Here is a 17,174-nt window from a genome sequence, read left to right as displayed (position 1 = left end):
CCCCTCTTTACAAGTACTCACCGCTGGGGCGGTTTCATACCATTATAGTTGTATCCGGCACCTCAGGTGTCAAGCACCCGGAATTTGGACAGCACGTTCAGATTCTTTGCCCGGCTGGCCGCTTCGATGCCGGGGATGGGTTCGGTCAGAAACGCGGTTTCGCCATCCTCCGACAGCACCTCCACCTGGCCAAATGCCAGGGCGGCGTCGGTCAGACTGCCGTCGATGCGGAAGTAAAAGCGCATGGGCAGCGTCTCCGGCCCCACAAAGCCGGCGCCGTTTTCAGACCAGCCGATCTCCTTCCGTTTTTCCCGGTGCTGCAGCGCGTCGATCACATCGGCCACCACGGCGGAGGCCGTGGGCAGGGCGCCCGCGCCCCGGCCGTAGAACATCACCTCGCCGGTGGCATTGCCCTTGACCACGATGGCGTTGAACACGTCCTCCACCGTGGCGATGGGCACATCCTCGGGAATCAGATGGGGCGCCACATAGGCGGTGCGGCTGCCGTCGGGCAACCGCATGGCGCGGCCTAAGAGTTTGATCCGGTATCCGGCCCGCTCTGCCACCTTCACATCCCGCAGCGAAAGCCGGGAGATTCCCTCCATGGGCACGCTCGCCGGCAGCACCTGCTGGCCAAAGGCCAAATCCGCCAGAATGCAGGTCTTCCGCCCGGCGTCGATGCCCTCGATGTCGGCGGTAGGGTCCGCCTCCGCGTAGCCCTTAGCCTGAGCCTCCCGCAGCGCGTCGGTGAAAAAGGCGCCGGTGTGGACCATGCGGGTGAGGATGTAGTTGGTGGTCCCGTTGAGGATGCCGTAGACCTCTTCAATCTGGTTGGCGGCCATGCACTGGCTCAGAGGGCGCAGGATGGGAATGCCCCCGCCCACGCTGGCCTCAAAGAGATAGTTCACATTCTTCTCCTCGGCTATCCTCAGCAGTTCCGCGCCCCGTTCGGCCACCAGCTGCTTGTTGGCGGTGACCACGTGCTTTCCCGCCTCAAGGGCCCGGCGGGTGTAGTCATAGGCCGCGTCCACGCCGCCGATGGTTTCCACCACCACGGAGAGGTCCGGGTCGTCTTCAATCCGGGAAAAGTCGTCGGTCATCAGCGAACGGTAGGAACCGTCCTTAAAGCGGCGCACCAGGATGGTCTTGACGGCCACCTCCTCCCCCAACTTCTGGGCAATCTGCATGCCGTTGCGGGAAAGCACCTCGGCCACGCCGCCGCCCACCGTGCCAAATCCCATAATCGCGATCTGAATCATTTCTGCTCTCTCCTTATCCGGTTATCCGGCCAGAATTTCAAATTTCACCACTCCGGGCGCGGAGGAGACCTCCGCGATCAGCGCCTCCAGCGTCTCCTCCATGTCGGAGGTCTCCGCGGAGATGGTCACGGCGGCGCACCCGTTGGTGGGAATGCTCTGATTGATGGTCAGTATATTTGCCCCCGAGTTGGCAAAAATAGACAGGACGCTGGACAAAACGCCCGTGTTGTCCTTCAGCATGGCGTAAAAGGTGATGATCCGCCCGGCCTTCATGTCGTTGAAGGGCTGCACCGCATCCTTATATTTGTAGAACGCGCTGCGGCTGATGCCCACCTGCCGGGTGGCCGCGCCCACCGTATCCGCCTCCCCTGTCTGCATCATGCGCTTGGCCTCGGCCACCTTGATGAAAATCTCAGGCAGCGCGTCCGCCGCCACCAGGTAATATTTGATCTGAATACTCATGGTGTCCACCTCCTATAGGCATTTGTCTTTGAATGTTCATCATCATAACACATCTGTCCGCAATGGGCAAGCAAAATTTTATCCAAATTTCGACAGTTTCTTTCTCAGGAAATTTATGAACCGGAGAGGAGCCTCTATGAACCGTCAGATTTCCTTTTTGCTGTGGATCGGGTGCGCGTCTGCCGGGATCGCGCTCTTCTATCTGGCCTTTCGGTATTTTCTCCCCTGGATGCTGCCGTTTGTGCTGGCCCTGGCCATTGCCGCCTGCCTGGAGCCGGCGGTGCAGTGGCTGCGCCGGCGCTTTGGGTTTCAGCGTGGATTTTCATCCGCCAGTCTGACGCTCCTCCTGTTGGGGCTGGCGCTCTTCCTGCTGATCCGGGGCTTCACCACCCTGGCAGAGGAAGCCTACGGCTTTTTACAGCAGCTGCCCTCTTTGATGGCGCCGCTGCCAAATGTGCTGGCCGGGTGGGAACAAAAATTGGAGCGGTTTTGCGCGGCCTGCCCGGAAGGGATGCAAAACTGGCTGCGCACCCTGCCGGAGGCCGTGGCAAGTCAGGCGCCCCAGGCCGCCACCCGCCTGTCCCAGGAGCTGCTGGACCTTCTCTCCGCCTGCGCGGAAAAGCTGCCGGACCTGGTTCTGTTCCTTGTGACCACCGTGCTGGCCGTCTTCTACACCACCAGCCGCTATCCTCAAATCCGCGCTTTCATCGTGCGCCAGCTGCCCGAGCGGTGGCGCCCTTCGGCCCGGGGCGTAAAAAAGAGCGTGCTGGTCACGCTGAGCCGCTGGCTGCGGGCGGAGTGCATACTGATCCTCCTGACCTTTGTTCAGCTGCTGGCCGGTTTTTTACTGCTGAGGGTGGACTACGCGCTGCTGATGGCCGTGCTGACGGCGGTGATCGACGCCCTGCCCATCTTAGGGGTGGGCACGGTGCTGCTGCCGTGGGGGCTGTTCTGTTTTTTGAGCGGTGCCGTTCCCCGGGGTGTCGGATTGCTGGCCCTCTATGCGGTGATCCTCCTGGTCCACAGCTTCATGGAGCCGAAGCTCATGGCCTCTCAGGCCGGACTGCCCCCTATTGCCGCCCTGGCGGCCATGTATCTTGGCTACCGCTCCCTTGGTCTTGCGGGGATGATTTTCTTCCCGTTTTTGCTGCTGCTGCTCAAGCAGCTTCAGGACTCCGGCTGGCTGCATTTGTGGAAATAAAAGACAAAGAGGAGGCCTCCCGTGGGAGGTCTCCTCTTTTGGTTGAAATCGGATGGAGTCAATCGCGTCACTGGATGGGCTCGGAAGGCTCTGAGGGACCCCAGAACTCGTCAAACCAGTTGTCCCCTCCCCCCTCCGGGCTGTCTGTATTTCCACCGGAGCTGCTGCCGGAGCCGCTGCCGCCGGGGTTCTCTCCCTCGCCGCCGCTGCCGCCAGGATCTCCGCCGGGTTCGCCTCCCTCTTCCGGAGGCGGCTCGGGAGCTGTGGTGTGAACGGTGCAGGTAGTGCCCGAGGCGGCCTTGGCCTCTTCCGCGGCGGCCTCCAGCGTGCCCAGAAGATAGGGCGTGTCCGCCACAGAGGCGCCGAAGCTGTCACGGGTGTAGTCCAGGACGGACACGGTGGTCACCGTATCCTCCGGGCAATACTCACCGGCAATGCACTTTCCCTCTGTGCAGTACTGAATTTCCGTGTGGAGGCTGCAGGTTTCCGTAGGCTCGGTTCCCTTTGCCACCTCCACCGACTGAACCCGGCTCTCACCCCGGATGTCGTGGGCGCAGGCGTCTGTGGCCAAAAGGCCGCTGTCCTTGCAGACCTGCACCGTCACAAGACCGCTGCTTGGCTTGGAGAAGTCCTTGTTGGAAAGGCCCTCATGGACCTTGCTCATGACCTTGCGCCACAGGGCCGCGGAGGGGTTGACGCTGGAGACGATCTTCTCATTCTCCTTATAGCCGCACCAGACGGCGGCGCTGTAATAGGGCGTGTAGCCTACGAAATACCGGTCGTAGTTGTCGGAGGTGGTGCCGGTCTTTCCGGCGATGGTCATTCCGGGGAAGTAGGCGCCGCCGCCGGTTCCGCCGCTGACAACCCCCTTGAGCAGCTTGTTCATAAAGTAGGCCGTGGTCTCCTTCATAGCCACCTGGGACTCCTGGGGATTCTCCAGAACCAGCTCGTCCGAGGAATCCCGGACCTCCGTATACAGCCGGGGCTTGTTGTAGACGCCGTCATTGGCAAAGGAGGCAAAGGCGGCGGCCATCTGCTCCGTGGTGACGCCATAGGTCAATCCGCCCAGGCCCAGGGCCGACAGATTCAGGTCGTCGTCCACCAGTGTGGTGATGCCCAGGTTGTTCTCAAGGAAGGAGTAGGAGTTGGACACGCCTAACATCTGGTTGACCCGGACCGCCACGGCGTTGACGGAACCGGCCACGGCGGCGCTCAGCGTCATCAATCCGGTGTAAGTTCCGTTGGAGTTCTTGGGCCAGGGATTTCCATTGAGCAGCTGCACCGGCGAGTTGTCAAGGACAGAGGCCATGGTGATGACACCGGAATCCAGGGCCGGCGCATAAGAGGCAATAGGCTTGATGGAGGAGCCGCACTGGCGCACCGTGGTGGCCCAGTTCCACACCAGATCGCCCTCTTTCGCCCCCACATCGCCCACCATGGCCACCACGTTTCCGGTGGTGGGCTCCACAATGGTGATGGCTGAGTGAAGCGGCTGTCCTTTGCGCGACGTGTAGTCCGCGTTGGAGCGGTCCTCAAACACGGACTCGGCAATGGACTGGATCTCCGGATCGATGGTGGTGTAGATCTTATAGCCGTTGTAATAGAGCTGATGCGTGGCCGCCTTCTCCGAAATGTCTAACTTTTCAGCAAGATCCGCGGACACATCCCGGATCACCTGATCCACAAAGTAGGAGTTGTACTTCACGCCGTCGGAATCATCCTCCGGCTCCGTGGCGTCCTCGGTGAAGACCACCTTCTCCGCCATGGCGCTGTCGTACTCCTCCTGGGTGATGTAGCCCTGGTCCTGCATCTCGTACAGGATGGTCTCCTTACGGCTCTGGTTGTTGGCCAGGCTCTTCTCATTGCGCAGGGGGTCATATACCCAGGGGTTGTTGGTGATGCCGATCAGGCTGGCGCACTCCGCCAGGGAGAGCGCCGACACGTCCTTGCCGAAATAGTACTGGGAAGCCGACTGTACGCCATAGCAGTTGTATCCAAGGAAGATTTCGTTGAGGTACATCTCCAGGATTTCGCTCTTCTCGTACCGCTTCTCCAGGTCCAGGGCCCGGAAAATCTCCGTCACCTTGCGCTTGACGGTTCCCTCTTTGTCGCCGGTCAGGTTCTTGATCAGCTGCTGAGTGATGGTGGAGCCGCCGAAGGTATCCCGCATACCGAAAAACATGTTGACCACCGCGCCGGCAGTCCGCTTCCAGTCCACGCCGTTGTGGGTATAGAAGCGGGCGTCCTCAATGGCGACGCAGGCATCCTGCAAATTTTTCGGAATCTTGTCGATGGTCACCTCGATGCGGTTGACCTCGCTCTTGAGAATCTGCAGCTCCTCCCACTGGCCGGAATCCCTGTCCATATAATAGATGAAAGAGGTCTGGTCGCTGGTGAATTCACTCATGTCCAAGGAGGCTTCCTTGGACAGCGTGGTATTCACATAGGTCATAAAAATTCCCGCAAAGAAGCAGCAGGTCAGGACAAAGACCAGCATCAGTGTACCGATGATCTTCGCAATCCGTTTTCCGGTGCTCTGCTTTTTACGGCGTCTGCGCCGCTGAGCCGGCTGACGCTCCTGATGTTCATGATCCATGACAGGGCACCTCCCTTTCTTCCAAAATTCATGGAGTAAAAAACTCCAAGATAAGTTTTATTATAACACCGATGTCAACTTCTAAAATGACGCATTTTTGCTGGAAAATGTTCCAGGTTTTTTCTGAAAACGGCTTTTTTCTCCTTCCGCTTGCTTTTTGCCGCCAAACAGGATACACTACCCTTACCTTTATGAAGGAGGATCAGCCCATGAGCGAGGAGTTTGGACCCAATTTTATCACCCTGACCGACGAGGACGGCAACGAAATCGAACTGGAGTATGTGGACGCGCTGGAGCATAACGGCCAGACCTATATGGCCTTTTTCCCCGTGGTGGCGGATGAGCAGGACCCGGAGCAGGTGGAAAACGCCGAGGACTACGGCCTTGTCATTTTGAAATCCGTGCTGGAAAACGGTGAGGAGCTTCTCTCCACCCTGGATGACGACGCGGAACTGGACCGGGTTTACGAGCTGTTTATGGAGCAGCTGCTGGAAGACGAGGAAGAAGATTCCTAAAAAGCTGAAGCGCCTTTTCTCCAAAAACTGATTGCATGTTGACGGAAAACGTGCTATCTTAAAGTTGCCCTGCGCGGTACGTGTCAGATCATTTTTTATAACCCACATTTCGTTATAAGGGATGCCAGATCAGTCTGCGGATTGCAGGCCTCCCGGCTGCTGTCTGCGGCCGGAAGTTGGAAGCAGTGAACCAGGCTGGAGGCAACCCACCTGCCGGTAAAGGTGCAGGTTATAGCGGGGTCTGCACGGCCGCGGCGGGGCTTGGATCAAGCAAACGTCAGGGAGCCGGCCAGTTGGCCGGCTCCTTTTTGAGTTGTTTCAGGTATGTTTCAGCAAGCCGGCCTATAATTGGGACTTGCAGAATGCGCCGGCATCCAGTATAATAACAACTGCATTTTGTAATTTAACAAAGTTTGGTTTGCAATACTATTGAGAGGATTGAATGAAATGAGCGCTTCACGAGAGAAGAAAAACCGGCAGGGCCAGGAGGGCACCGGTTTCAACGACCCCCGCACCGCCCGGGAGGCGGAAAACCGCAGGCAGGAAAAGCGGTCCAACATCCTGTACGCCACCATCGGCGTGCTCTTTGCGGTGGTGGCTTTGATTGTCCTCGTGGTCAAGTCCGGCGTGCTGCAAAACACCGTCGCCGCGGCCACCATTCACGGCGAAAAATACAAGGCCGAGGAAGTCAATTACTACTATGTCAACGCCTACAACAGCTTCCTCAATCAGTACGGCGACTATATCTCCTATATCGGCCTGGACCCCACCCAGTCACTGAAGGCCCAGCAGTCCGCCTTCAGCGAGGGGCAGACCTGGCATGAGTATTTTGTGGACCAGGGCCTGGCAACCATGTCCTCCGTCCACGCCCTGGCCGACAAGGCCGAGGCGGAAGGGTTTACGGTGGATGATCTGGATCAGCAGGTCCAGACCAATTTGGATGACCTGGCCGCCTTTGTGGAGGAGTTCAACACCAACAACACCACCTCCTATACGGCCGAAACCTACCTGCAGGCCATGTACGGCGAAAAGATGACCATGGACCTCTACAAAGAGCAGGTCCGCCTGGCCATCATTGCCTCCGCATTCTCCAGCGACTATCAGAACAACCAGCTCTCCTACACTCCGGACGACCTGAAGGCCGAATATGAGGTCAACCGGCAGAACTACGATGTGGTGAACTACGAGAGCATTTACGTCAGCGGCTCCGTGCCCACCAAAGACGCCGACGGCAACGACGTGGAGGTCACCGATGAGATGACCGCGGCCGCCATGGCGGAGGCCAAGACCGCCGCCGACGGCGTGCTCACCGCCTTCCAGTCCGGCGAGACCCTGGAGGCCCAGTCCGCTGCAAATGAGGACCTGAGCTACAATTTTGCAGAGGAGTCCACTTACTCCTCCGCTCCCGCGGCCGCCCAGGAGTGGCTGTTCGACATCTCCCGCAAAGAGGGAGACGTCACTGTCCTTGAGGCCGACACCGGCTACTATGTGGCGCTCTTCCACTCCCGCAGCCGTCATGACTACAGCACTGTGGACGTCCGCCACATTCTGATCCAGACCGAAGCCTCCCAGCTGGCTGAGTCCGACGAGGGATACGACGCCGATGTGGAGCGCCTGAAAGCTCAGGCCAAGAGCCAAGCGGAAAGCCTGTACCAGGCGTGGAAGGACGGCGCGGCCACCGAGGACTCCTTTGCCGAACTGGCCAATGAGCAGTCCTCCGACCCCGGTTCCAACACCAACGGCGGCCTCTATGAGCAGGTCTACAAGGGACAGATGGTCGCCTCCTTCAACGACTGGTGCTTCGACGAGAACCGCAAGACTGGCGACACCGGCATCGTGGAAACCGACTATGGCTGCCACATCATGTATTTTGTGGGACAGGACGCCCCTTACTGGCAGGTGCAGGTGGAAAACACCCTGCGTACCAAGGATTACAACACATGGTACGAGGAAGTCACCTCCGGCTATGAGGCCACCACCTCAAAGTTGGGCCTGCAATACGTTGGTTGATTCGAAGAGCCGGCTTTGTTCACGCAAAGCCGGCTCTTTTATGAGGTTTTTATGGACGGACAATTTTTACGAAATGAAATGATCTGGGGGAGATCGGGCCAGGAGCGGCTTGCCGCCTCCCACGTCATCGTCTTCGGCCTGGGCGGTGTGGGCAGCTACGCCGTGGAGGCTCTGGTCCGCTCCGGCGTGGGAGAGCTGACCCTGGTGGACAGCGACACCGTGGCCGCCACCAACCTGAACCGCCAGCTGGAGGCCCTCCACTCCACCCTCGGGCAGAGCAAGGCCGAGGCCATTGCCGCCCGGGCCAGGGACATCCATCCGGAGGCGTTGCTTCATCCGGTCTGCGCCGCCTACGACGCGGCCCACCGGGAGGCGTTCTTTCCGGAGGGCTGCCGCTACGACTACATTGTGGACGCCATCGATCTGGTCTCCTGCAAGATCGATCTGATCGAGACCGCCCGGCGCCTCCGGATTCCCATTCTCAGTGCCCTTGGCACCGGCAATAAGTTAGACCCCTCCCTTCTGCAGATCACCGACCTCTCCAGAACCTACGGCTGCCCGCTGGCCCGGGTCATGCGCCGGGAGCTGCGGGGCCGGGGAATCGAGCACCTGAACGTGGTCTTCAGCCCGGAGGAGCCGGTCCCCACCGAGCAGCTTGAGGCTCCGCCGCCGGGACGGCGCAGCGTCCCCGCCAGCACGCCCTGGGTCCCGGCCTGCGCGGGGCTGATGCTGGCCTCCCGTGTGGTAACAGATTTGGTGAAAGAGAGAGAAGCACAATGTTGATTGGTACTACTGTCAATGCCCTTGCCATTATGGCCGGCGCGTTGGTCGGCCTGCTCCTCCGGCGTCTGGCGGGTCTGCCCGGCGAAAAAAGCGCGGCCGGGCAGCTGACCCTTGGCGACCGGCTCCAGGAAATTATTATGAAGGGCCTTTCCCTGTGCGTGTTTTACATCGGCGTGGACGGAATGCTGGAGGGGGAAAACACCTTGGTGGCCATTTTGTCCATGGTCATCGGAGCCGTGATCGGCGAGCTGCTGGACCTGGACGCAAGGATGCAGGGCCTTGGAGACTGGCTTCAGAAGAAGGTATCCGGCCTTCTGAAGGGCAGCGGCACCGTCAACGTCTCAGAGGGGTTCGTCACCTCCTGCCTCCTTTTCTGCGTGGGCGCCATGGCCATTGTGGGCGCCCTGGAGGACGGGCTCACCGGCGACCACTCCACCCTGTTCGCCAAAGCCCTGCTGGACGGCGTGGGCTCCATCCTGTTTGCCTCCTCCCTTGGCGTAGGCGTTCTCTTCTCCGCCTTCGCGGTTTTTCTCTACCAGGGAACCATCGCCCTGCTGGCCTCCTTTCTCACCCCCCTGCTGGCCCCTGAGATCATCACGGAGATGACCTGCGTGGGCTCCATCCTCATCGTGGCCCTCTCCCTCAATATGCTGGGGCTTACCCGCATCAAGGTCATGAACCTGGTGCCCGCCTGCCTCATGCCGATCCTGCTGATCAATATCACAAGGCTGTTCAGCTGACCGCGGCATAAGAAAAGACATGGTACGGAAATTCCGTACCATGTCTTTTCTTATATGGAATGCGGGCGGTCTCTGCGCCCGGCGGCTCAGCTGACGCTCTGGCCCACGGGGCAGCCGTCGTGGGCAAAGAGGACCTTGCAGTCGTCCTGCTCCGGCATGTCCACGGCGATCAGCATGCCCTCGCTGACCACACCGCAGAACTTGTGGGGCTTCAGATTCACCAGCACCACGATCTTCTTCCCCACCAGTTCCTCGGGCTTGTAGTAGGAGCGGATGGTGGACATGATGGTCCGCTCTCCCTGGCCGTCGTTGACGGTGAGCTTCAGGAAGTTGCGGCTCTTGACCACCTCTTCACAGGCTACCACCTGGCAGATCCGAAAATCCAACTTCCGGAAATCCTCCAGCTCGATCTCCGCCTTGAAAGGCTCTTGCTTCAGTTCATTGGGTTCCATTTGTACGTCTCCTTTTTTCGGTCATTTATCTGAAAAATGGGCCTGATCCATCTTCCGATACAGTGTTCGCAGACTGATCCCCAGCGCCTCGGCGGTGCGGGCTTTGCCCTTCATATCCCAGCCGTAGTGGTCCAGCATCTCCCGGATGGTGGCGCTCTCCATCCCCTTCAGGGTGGGCGCGGGCTGATTGCTGACCTCCCGGAGGAAATAGGCCGGCAGGTCCTCCACCTTCACCGTAGACCCCTCCGCCATATTGACGCAGTACTCCACAATATTCTCCAGCTGCCGGATATTGCCCGGCCAGCTGTAGCGGTAGAAGAGGTCCAGCACCTCCTGGCTGAAGGAAACCACATGGGAATTGAGCCGCTGGTTGAACTTGGCCAGGAAGGCGGTCAGCAGCTGCGGCATGTCCTCCATCCGCTCCCGCAGGGGCAGCATCTCAATGTTGATGACATTCAGCCGGTAAAAGAGGTCCGCGCGGAAGCGGTTCTCCGCAATCCGCTGGTTCATATCCGCGTTGGAGGCCGAGATGATCCTGGCGTTGACACGAACGGTGTTTGTGCCGCCCACCCGCTCAAAGCGGTAGTCCTGCAGCACGTTGAGCAGCTTGGCCTGCATGTTCATGGGCATCTCGCTGATTTCATCCAAAAACAGCGTCCCTCCCTCGGCCATCTCCAGTTTGCCCCGCTTCCCGGACTTCAGTGCCCCGGTAAAAGCGCCCGCCTCATATCCGAACAGCTCGCTTTCAAAAAGGGACTCCGGGATGTTGGCACAGCTGATGGTCACAAAGGGCTTGTCGCTGCGGTCGCTCTCATAGTGAATGGATTTGGCCAGCAGCCCCTTGCCGGTCCCCGTCTCTCCGGAGATGAACACGGAGGAGGGACTGTTGACCACTTTCTTCATTCGGCGCTTGATGCTGCTCATGTGGGCGCCGCTGCCCTGCATGGTGTCTGTCTCCGGCAGTTTTGCCTTGGCCAATATCCGCCCGGACTTGCGCACCAGCCGGACCGCCGCTCCCTCCACCTCCTCGGCGGTTTTGATGGGAACGGTGCTGACGGAAAAGGAGTTCTCCTTGTCCGCGGTGACGCTGTGGTCCTCCACCCGGCTTCCCTCCAGGATCATGGCGACCAGTTCCTCCGGCAAAAAGTCCCTGACGGATTTCAGACACGAGCCGCTCAGCATCCCAAGCGCCGCCCCGTTCATGCTGAGGATGTTTCCCTGCCGGTCCGTGACCAGCAGGCCGTCCGGCATCAGTTCCGTCAGGGCGGAGAGATATCCGTCGATGTTTCCGCTGTTGATGTCCCCGCCGGATCCCCGCAGCAAATTGGAGATCAGCTCCACAAAATCGTAGATGATCTGCTTGAAAAACTCGATGTCCCGTGTGAGCCTGTCGTGGTCGCTCTTGGAAAAGGCGGAGAAGGACAGCACGCCCACCGGATAGTCCGCAAGCATAATCCGTTTTAATATCTCCAGCGTGGCGGGACAGTTTCCGTTGAACCGGCAGCCGATGCATGAGGGCATGTTGCCGGGTGTGAACACGGTGACCTCATCCTGCTCAATGACCTCAAGGATCGATGGCTTGTGCACCATGGTCCCCTTCTTTTCAAGGTACTTGCTGCTGCTGACCACCAGGGTTGCCGAATTGTCAAAAATGGCAGATTCTATGCCAAACAGATGCTGGATCAGCTGCAAAACCTGTGACAATTCCGCGGAATGCGCCTGTAAATCCATGCTGCTCCCTTCCGCCCGCTCCCGCTTTCCGGTTTGGGCCGTTCTTTTTTGGCCAGCTGCCGCCTCCATATAAAATACGCGGATTTTTTGTGTAATACTGCAAAAATCCCCTGAAATTTTTAAAAAAACATAAAAACAGCTGACTTTATATTCACAGTGAGGAGTTTACCATGACATCCTTAAAAATGCAAGTGCCATCACAGCGGCATTTGACAAATTTGTCATTTGTCTTGGCAAATCTGTCTATACAAGCTTGTCACATTTCTGTCAATTCAAATTTTTTCCATTGAATTTTCCTGTTATTTTCTCCTTGTATCACAAAAACATCGTTCATTTTTTGTTCATTTTTTCACTTTTTTTCATTTATTCGCCTTCTGAAAGAAAGTGGCACGCTAATTGCTTTATAAATCTTGGCAGACAAAAAATTGAGAATTCCGCGTAATTGTCAATTTGATTTGTTTCTTAGAAAAAAGAGGAGGACGTAATCATGTTACAGAAAAAAGATCCGCTGAATCTGACCGGCAAAGTCGCCGTCATCACCGGCGGCGGTTCCGGAATCGGCCTGGGTGTCTCCCAGCTGCTGTCCGCCTATGGCGCTGCGGTAGCCATCGTGGACGTGAGCGACAAGGCGGAGGAAAAGGCCCAGGAGCTGCGCGACGCCGGCCGTCAGGCCGCCTTCTTCAAGTGCGATGTCACCAACGAAGAGAGCGTCATCGCCACCGTCAAGGCCATTGTCGATAAGTTTGGCCGTATCGACATCCTGCACAACAACGCCGGCGTCACCGTCCGCAAGACCATTGAGGATCTGGCTGAGAAGGAATGGGACTTCGTTTTGGACGTGGGTCTGAAGGGCCTGTTCCTGATGAGCAAGCACGTGATCCCCGAGATGAAGAAGGTCGGCGGCGGCTCCATTGTCAACACCGGCTCCGGCTGGGGTCTCAAGGGCGGCGACCTGGCTGCCGCTTACTGCGCCGTGAAGGGCGGCATCGTCAACGTCACCCGCGCCATGGCCATTGACCACGGCAAGGACAACATCCGCGTCAACTCCATCAACCCCGGTGACACAGTCACCGCCATGATGGTCAGCGAGGGCCGCCAGACCGGCGAGATCAAGAGCGACGCCGACATCGACGAGTTCCTCAAGTCCTGCGGCGCTGGCCGCCCCCTGGCCCGCATCGGTCAGCCCGAGGACATTGCCAACGGCGTGCTCTTCCTCTGCTCCGACCTGGCCAGCTGGGTCACCGGCGCTGCGCTGGTGGTGGACGGCGGCGGCATCGCCTAATCCCATCAATACAGAAAGGAAATGAATGCTATGAGCGTGAAAGGTTTTAAAAGTCACCCGTACATCCCGAATTCCGTTCCGGAAGTAGAGCAGGAGATGCTCCGCGAGCTGGGTCTGAATTCCATAGAAGAGCTCCACGCCGAAGTGCCCGATGAGATCATCCTCAAGGATCAGATGGATCTCCCCGAGGCCTTTGGCTCCGAATATGAGCTGCGCCGCCATGTGGAGGGCGTTCTGAAGAAGAACAAGACCTGCGCCGACAACCTGAACTTCTTAGGCGCCGGCTGCTGGCAGCACTATGTGCCCGCCATCTGCGACGAGGTCAACGGCAAGGGCGAGTTCGTCACCGCGTACGGCGGCGAGTCCTACAACGATTTCGGCCGGTTCCAGAGCCTCTTTGAATATGAGAGCCTGATGGCAGAGCTGGTGGACATGGAAGTGGTCAACGTCCCCACCATGGACTGGGCCCAGGCCGCCGCCACCGCCATCCGCATGGGCTGCCGTGTCGCGGACCGCACCCAGGTGCTGCTGACCGGCTCCATTGACCCGGAAAAGTTAGCGGTCATCAAGAACTACTGCGAGCCCGATCTGGAGATCGTGACCGTGGCCATCGACAGCGCCACCGGCTGCATGGATCTCAATGACCTCAAGAGCAAGCTCTCCGGCAAGACCGGCGTTGTCTACTTTGAGAACCCCTCCTATCTGGGCGTTCTGGAGGTTCAGGCCCAGCAGATTGCCGACGCGGCCCACGCCGCGGGCGCACAGTGCGTGGTGGGTGTGGATCCCATCTCCTTGGGCGTCGTCTCCGTCCCCCGCTCCTATGGCGCGGACATCGTCTGCGGCGATTTGCAGCCTCTGGGCATCCACATGAACTACGGCGGCGGTCAGTCCGGCTTCATGGCCACCATGGATGACCCCAAGTACGTGCTGGAGTTCCCCTCCCGCCTGTTCGGCATCTGCTGCACCAACACCCCGGGCGAGTATGCCTTCGGCGACGTCGCCTATGACCGCACCTCTTTCGGCCACCTGCGTGAGAAGGCCAAGGAGTATGTGGGCACCCAGTCCGCCCTGTGGGGCATCACCGCCGGCGTGTACCTGGCCACCATGGGCCCCAAGGGCATGCAGGAAGTGGGCGAGACCATCATGCAGAACGCCCAGTACGCCGCCAAGGAAATCGCCGGGCTGAGCAATGTCTCCATTCGCTTCTCCACCCCCTTCTTCAAGGAGTTTGTCGTTGACTTCTCCAAGACCGGCAAGACGGTGGAGCAGGTCAACAAGGCTCTTCTGGACAAGGGCATCTTCGGCGGCAAGGATCTGTCCAAGGACTTCCCGGCCCTGGGTCAGTGCGCCATGTACTGTGTGACAGAAATCCACACCAAGGAAGACATCGACCGCCTGGTCTCCGCTCTGGGCGAGATCCTGTGATGTGTGAAAGGAGAAACGAATATGAAAAAGATTGACAGAAGCTCCAAGGTTCGCACGGGGTTTCACCAGGCCAAGTGGGACGAACCTGTTATTTTTGAACTGACCAAGCCCGGCGAGCGCGGCATCCTGGTCCCCAAGGCCAGCCCCGCCGTTCAGCAGGCGGTGGCCGGAACCTCCGCCATGCCCGAGTTTTTGCAGCGCAAGAGCGCTCCCGCCCTGCCTGAGATCTCTCAGCCCCGGGTGCTGCGCCACTATGCCCGTCTGGCTCAGGAGACCCTGGGCGCCGATGTGAACATCGAAATCGGCCAGGGCACCTGCACCGTGAAGTACAGCCCCAAGGTCAACGACCAGCTGGCCAACCTGCCTGAGATGCGTGAAATGCACCCCCTGCAGGACGAGAGCACCTGCCAGGGCATCATGCAGATCATGTACGACACCAACCGCTACATGTGCGAGATTTCCGGCATGGACCGCTTCACCTTCCAGCCCAGCGGCGGCAGCCAGGGTATCCTGACCATGGCCTCCCTGGTCTACTCCTATTTCAAGTCCAGAGGCGAGGAGAACGAGCGCAACGAGATCATCACCACCATCTACTCCCACCCCTCCGACGCCGCAGCCCCCCATGTCAAGGGCTTCAAGATCATCTACATCCACCCCGACAAGGACGGCTATCCCGACTACGAGGCCTTTAAGGCTGCCGTAAACGAGCACACCGCCGCTTTCATCGTGGCCAACCCCGAGGACACCGGCGTCTACAACAAGAATGTTCTGGAATTCACCAAGCTGGTCCACGAAAAGGGCGGCCTGTGCGGCTATGACCAGGCAAACGCCAACGGCCTGCTGGGTGTCACCCGCGCAAGAGAAGCCGGCTTTGACATGTGCTTCTTCAACCTGCACAAGACCTTCTCCACGCCTCACGGCTGCGGTGGCCCCGCCTGCGGCGCCACCGGCTGCGCCAAGTTCCTTGAGAAGTTCCTGCCCGGCCCCCTGGTGGATTTTGATGGAGAGAAGTACTTCTACAACTACGACATTACCTCCGATCCCTCCGCCATCGGAAAGGTCCGCGAGTTCAATGGCGTGGCGCCCGTTATCCTGAAGGCCTATGCCTGGATCCGCTCCATGGGTCCCGACGGCCTGTATCAGGTGGCCAAGACCGCTGTTTTGAACAACAACTACATGTTCAAGAAGCTGATGGATCTCCACTGTGTGGATGCTCCCTACATCCCCGGCAAGCAGCGCATCGAGCAGTGCCGCTACACCCTTGAGACCCTCTTCGACGAGACCGGCGTCTCCACCGCCGACGTGCAGCGCCGCATGATGGACTTCGGCATGCACTATTGGCAGAGCCACCACCCCTACTATGTGCCCGAGCCCATGACCCTGGAGCCCACCGAGACTCCCTCCAAGGATGATATCGACGAATACATCGAGACTCTGAAGTATGTCTTCGACGAGGCCTACAACAATCCTGAAAAGGTCAAGGGCGCTCCCTATCAGAGTGTCTGCCACCAGTTGGATGAGTCCAACATGGACGATCCCGACCAGTGGGCTGTCACCTGGCGCTGCTATCAGAAGAAGTTCAATTGAAAACCTTAGGCTTACTCATCAACCCCATCGCAGGCATGGGCGGAAGCGTGGGACTCAAGGGGACCGACGGCATGTATGAGGAGGCGGTGCGCCGCGGCGCGGTGCGCAAGGCCAACGACCGTGCCGCCGTGGCGCTGAAGGCGCTGCTCCCTCTGAAGGACGAACTGCTGGTGCTGTGCGCCTCCGGCGAGATGGGGGAAGATTTGGCAAAAAGCTTGGGCTTTCGGGTACAGGTGGTTTACACCACCTGTACCCGGGAGAGCTCCGCCTCCGACACCATCGCCGCCGCCCGCGCCATGAAGGACGCCGACCTGCTGCTCTTTGCAGGCGGCGACGGCACGGCCCGTGACGTGGTGTCCGCCGTTGGCGGCGAGAAGGTGGCCCTTGGCATCCCCGCCGGCGTAAAAATCCACTCCCCCGTATACGCCATCCGGCCTGAGGCGGCCGGCAGCCTGGCCTTAAACTATCTCAAGGGCGGCTGCGCCCAGACCCGCGAGGCCGAGGTGGTGGACATCGACGAGTCCGCCTATCGGGAAGGGCGCGTCAGCACCAGCCTCTACGGCTATCTGCAGGTTCCCTACGAACGGCGGTTTTTGCAGAGCAGCAAGGCGCCGTCCCCCCTGAGCGAGCACTCCCAGCAGGTGAACATCGCCTGGGAGATGATCGACCAGATGAAGCCCGACCTCTATTATCTGGTCGGCCCCGGCTCCACCACCAAAACGCTGATGGACGTGCTGGGACTGCCGGATACCCTGATCGGCGTGGATCTGATCTTAAACAAGCAGCTGGTACAGTCCGACCTCTGCGAGCAGGATATCCTGCGCCGCATGGATGAGCGGGAAACCCACCTGATCATCACCCCCACCGGCGGACAGGGCTTCCTTCTTGGGCGCGGCAACCAGCAGCTCAGCGCGGCGGTAATGCGCCGCATCGGCAAAGAGCGGCTCCATGTGCTGGCCACCCAGGAAAAGCTGTTCCATCTCCAGGGAAGCCCCCTGCTTGTGGATACCGGCGACAGCGAGGTGGATGAACTGCTCTCCGGGTATGTACGGGTCATCATCAACTATATGGAAGAGCAGATTTGTAAGATCGGCAGAGACCGGACCTGACAAAGCGCTTTTGAATTCCAAA

The 17,174-nt window shown here is 59.2% G+C and carries 14 protein-coding genes and 1 other RNA gene; 10 read left to right on the top strand and 5 right to left on the bottom strand.

The window, feature by feature from the left end; translation table 11 throughout:
* Positions 1-62: 62 nt before the first annotated feature.
* Together KQI82_RS08125 and KQI82_RS08120 are read right to left on the bottom strand one after the other, a co-directional pair.
* Positions 63-1,259 (bottom strand): homoserine dehydrogenase, encoded by a 1,197-nt coding sequence (locus tag KQI82_RS08125; RefSeq protein WP_216632304.1) that lies wholly within the window; start codon positions 1,257-1,259, stop codon positions 63-65.
* A gap of 21 nt (positions 1,260-1,280) precedes the next feature.
* On the bottom strand, positions 1,281-1,721 hold the full coding sequence (locus tag KQI82_RS08120; RefSeq protein ID WP_187331967.1) for an ACT domain-containing protein: 441 nt from the start codon (positions 1,719-1,721) through the stop codon (positions 1,281-1,283).
* 136 nt (positions 1,722-1,857) lie between these two features.
* Between KQI82_RS08120 and ytvI the strand changes: the two genes are divergently transcribed.
* A complete protein-coding gene (ytvI, locus tag KQI82_RS08115; protein ID WP_216632303.1) occupies positions 1,858-2,922 on the top strand; it encodes a sporulation integral membrane protein YtvI in 1,065 nt (354 codons plus the stop codon).
* A 67-nt stretch (positions 2,923-2,989) separates the two neighbouring features.
* Here ytvI and KQI82_RS08110 read toward each other — a convergent pair whose 3' ends face one another.
* Positions 2,990-5,518 carry a transglycosylase domain-containing protein gene (locus tag KQI82_RS08110; RefSeq protein WP_216632302.1) on the bottom strand — a complete coding sequence of 843 codons (2,529 nt, stop codon included), beginning with the start codon at positions 5,516-5,518 and terminating at the stop codon, positions 2,990-2,992.
* A 209-nt stretch (positions 5,519-5,727) separates the two neighbouring features.
* On the opposite strand from KQI82_RS08110, the gene KQI82_RS08105 reads away from it, so the two are divergent.
* From KQI82_RS08105 to KQI82_RS08085, 5 genes are all read left to right on the top strand, one after another.
* Positions 5,728-6,033: a DUF1292 domain-containing protein gene (locus tag KQI82_RS08105; RefSeq protein WP_216632301.1), complete on the top strand. Its 306-nt coding sequence runs from the start codon at positions 5,728-5,730 to the stop codon at positions 6,031-6,033.
* A gap of 63 nt (positions 6,034-6,096) precedes the next feature.
* A non-coding RNA gene (gene ssrS / locus KQI82_RS08100) (6S RNA) lies at positions 6,097-6,298 on the top strand.
* Positions 6,299-6,480: 182 nt separating this feature from the next.
* Positions 6,481-8,043 carry a peptidylprolyl isomerase gene (locus KQI82_RS08095; protein ID WP_216632300.1) on the top strand — a complete coding sequence of 521 codons (1,563 nt, stop codon included), beginning with the start codon at positions 6,481-6,483 and terminating at the stop codon, positions 8,041-8,043.
* A 51-nt stretch (positions 8,044-8,094) separates the two neighbouring features.
* Entirely contained in the window at positions 8,095-8,826 is a 732-nt protein-coding gene (locus KQI82_RS08090) for a tRNA threonylcarbamoyladenosine dehydratase (protein ID WP_216632299.1), read from the top strand.
* Positions 8,820-9,566 (top strand): DUF554 domain-containing protein, encoded by a 747-nt coding sequence (locus KQI82_RS08085; RefSeq protein WP_338148962.1) that lies wholly within the window; start codon positions 8,820-8,822, stop codon positions 9,564-9,566. Before KQI82_RS08090 ends, KQI82_RS08085 begins: the two co-directional genes overlap by 7 nt.
* Positions 9,567-9,652: 86 nt before the next feature.
* On the opposite strand, the gene metG is transcribed toward KQI82_RS08085, so the two are convergent.
* Positions 9,653-10,018, bottom strand: coding sequence for a methionine--tRNA ligase subunit beta (gene metG / locus KQI82_RS08080; protein ID WP_216632298.1), 366 nt, complete (start codon positions 10,016-10,018; stop codon positions 9,653-9,655).
* Between the two features lie 21 nt (positions 10,019-10,039).
* Positions 10,040-11,749 (bottom strand): sigma-54 interaction domain-containing protein, encoded by a 1,710-nt coding sequence (locus KQI82_RS08075; protein ID WP_216632297.1) that lies wholly within the window; start codon positions 11,747-11,749, stop codon positions 10,040-10,042.
* 487 nt (positions 11,750-12,236) lie between these two features.
* On the opposite strand from KQI82_RS08075, the gene KQI82_RS08070 reads away from it, so the two are divergent.
* The 4 genes from KQI82_RS08070 to KQI82_RS08055 are packed head-to-tail and all read left to right on the top strand — an operon-like array spanning position 12,237 to position 17,152.
* On the top strand, positions 12,237-13,031 hold the full coding sequence (locus tag KQI82_RS08070) for an SDR family NAD(P)-dependent oxidoreductase (RefSeq protein ID WP_216632296.1): 795 nt from the start codon (positions 12,237-12,239) through the stop codon (positions 13,029-13,031).
* Between the two features lie 30 nt (positions 13,032-13,061).
* The gene (gene gcvPA / locus KQI82_RS08065; RefSeq protein ID WP_216632295.1) at positions 13,062-14,456 is read left to right on the top strand and encodes an aminomethyl-transferring glycine dehydrogenase subunit GcvPA; all 1,395 of its coding nucleotides are present in this window, start codon (positions 13,062-13,064) and stop codon (positions 14,454-14,456) included.
* 21 nt (positions 14,457-14,477) lie between these two features.
* A complete protein-coding gene (gcvPB, locus tag KQI82_RS08060) occupies positions 14,478-16,043 on the top strand; it encodes an aminomethyl-transferring glycine dehydrogenase subunit GcvPB (protein ID WP_216632294.1) in 1,566 nt (521 codons plus the stop codon).
* Positions 16,040-17,152, top strand: coding sequence for an ATP-NAD kinase family protein (locus KQI82_RS08055; protein WP_216632293.1), 1,113 nt, complete (start codon positions 16,040-16,042; stop codon positions 17,150-17,152). The genes gcvPB and KQI82_RS08055 overlap by 4 nt, the downstream gene beginning before the upstream one ends.
* Positions 17,153-17,174 lie beyond the last annotated feature (22 nt).

The sequence above is a fragment of the Dysosmobacter acutus genome, assembly GCF_018919205.1.
Taxonomy (GTDB): Bacteria; Bacillota; Clostridia; order Oscillospirales; family Oscillospiraceae; genus Oscillibacter; species Oscillibacter acutus.
Note: the sequence above shows the minus strand (reverse complement) of the source record. Positions and strands in the feature narration are given on the sequence as shown.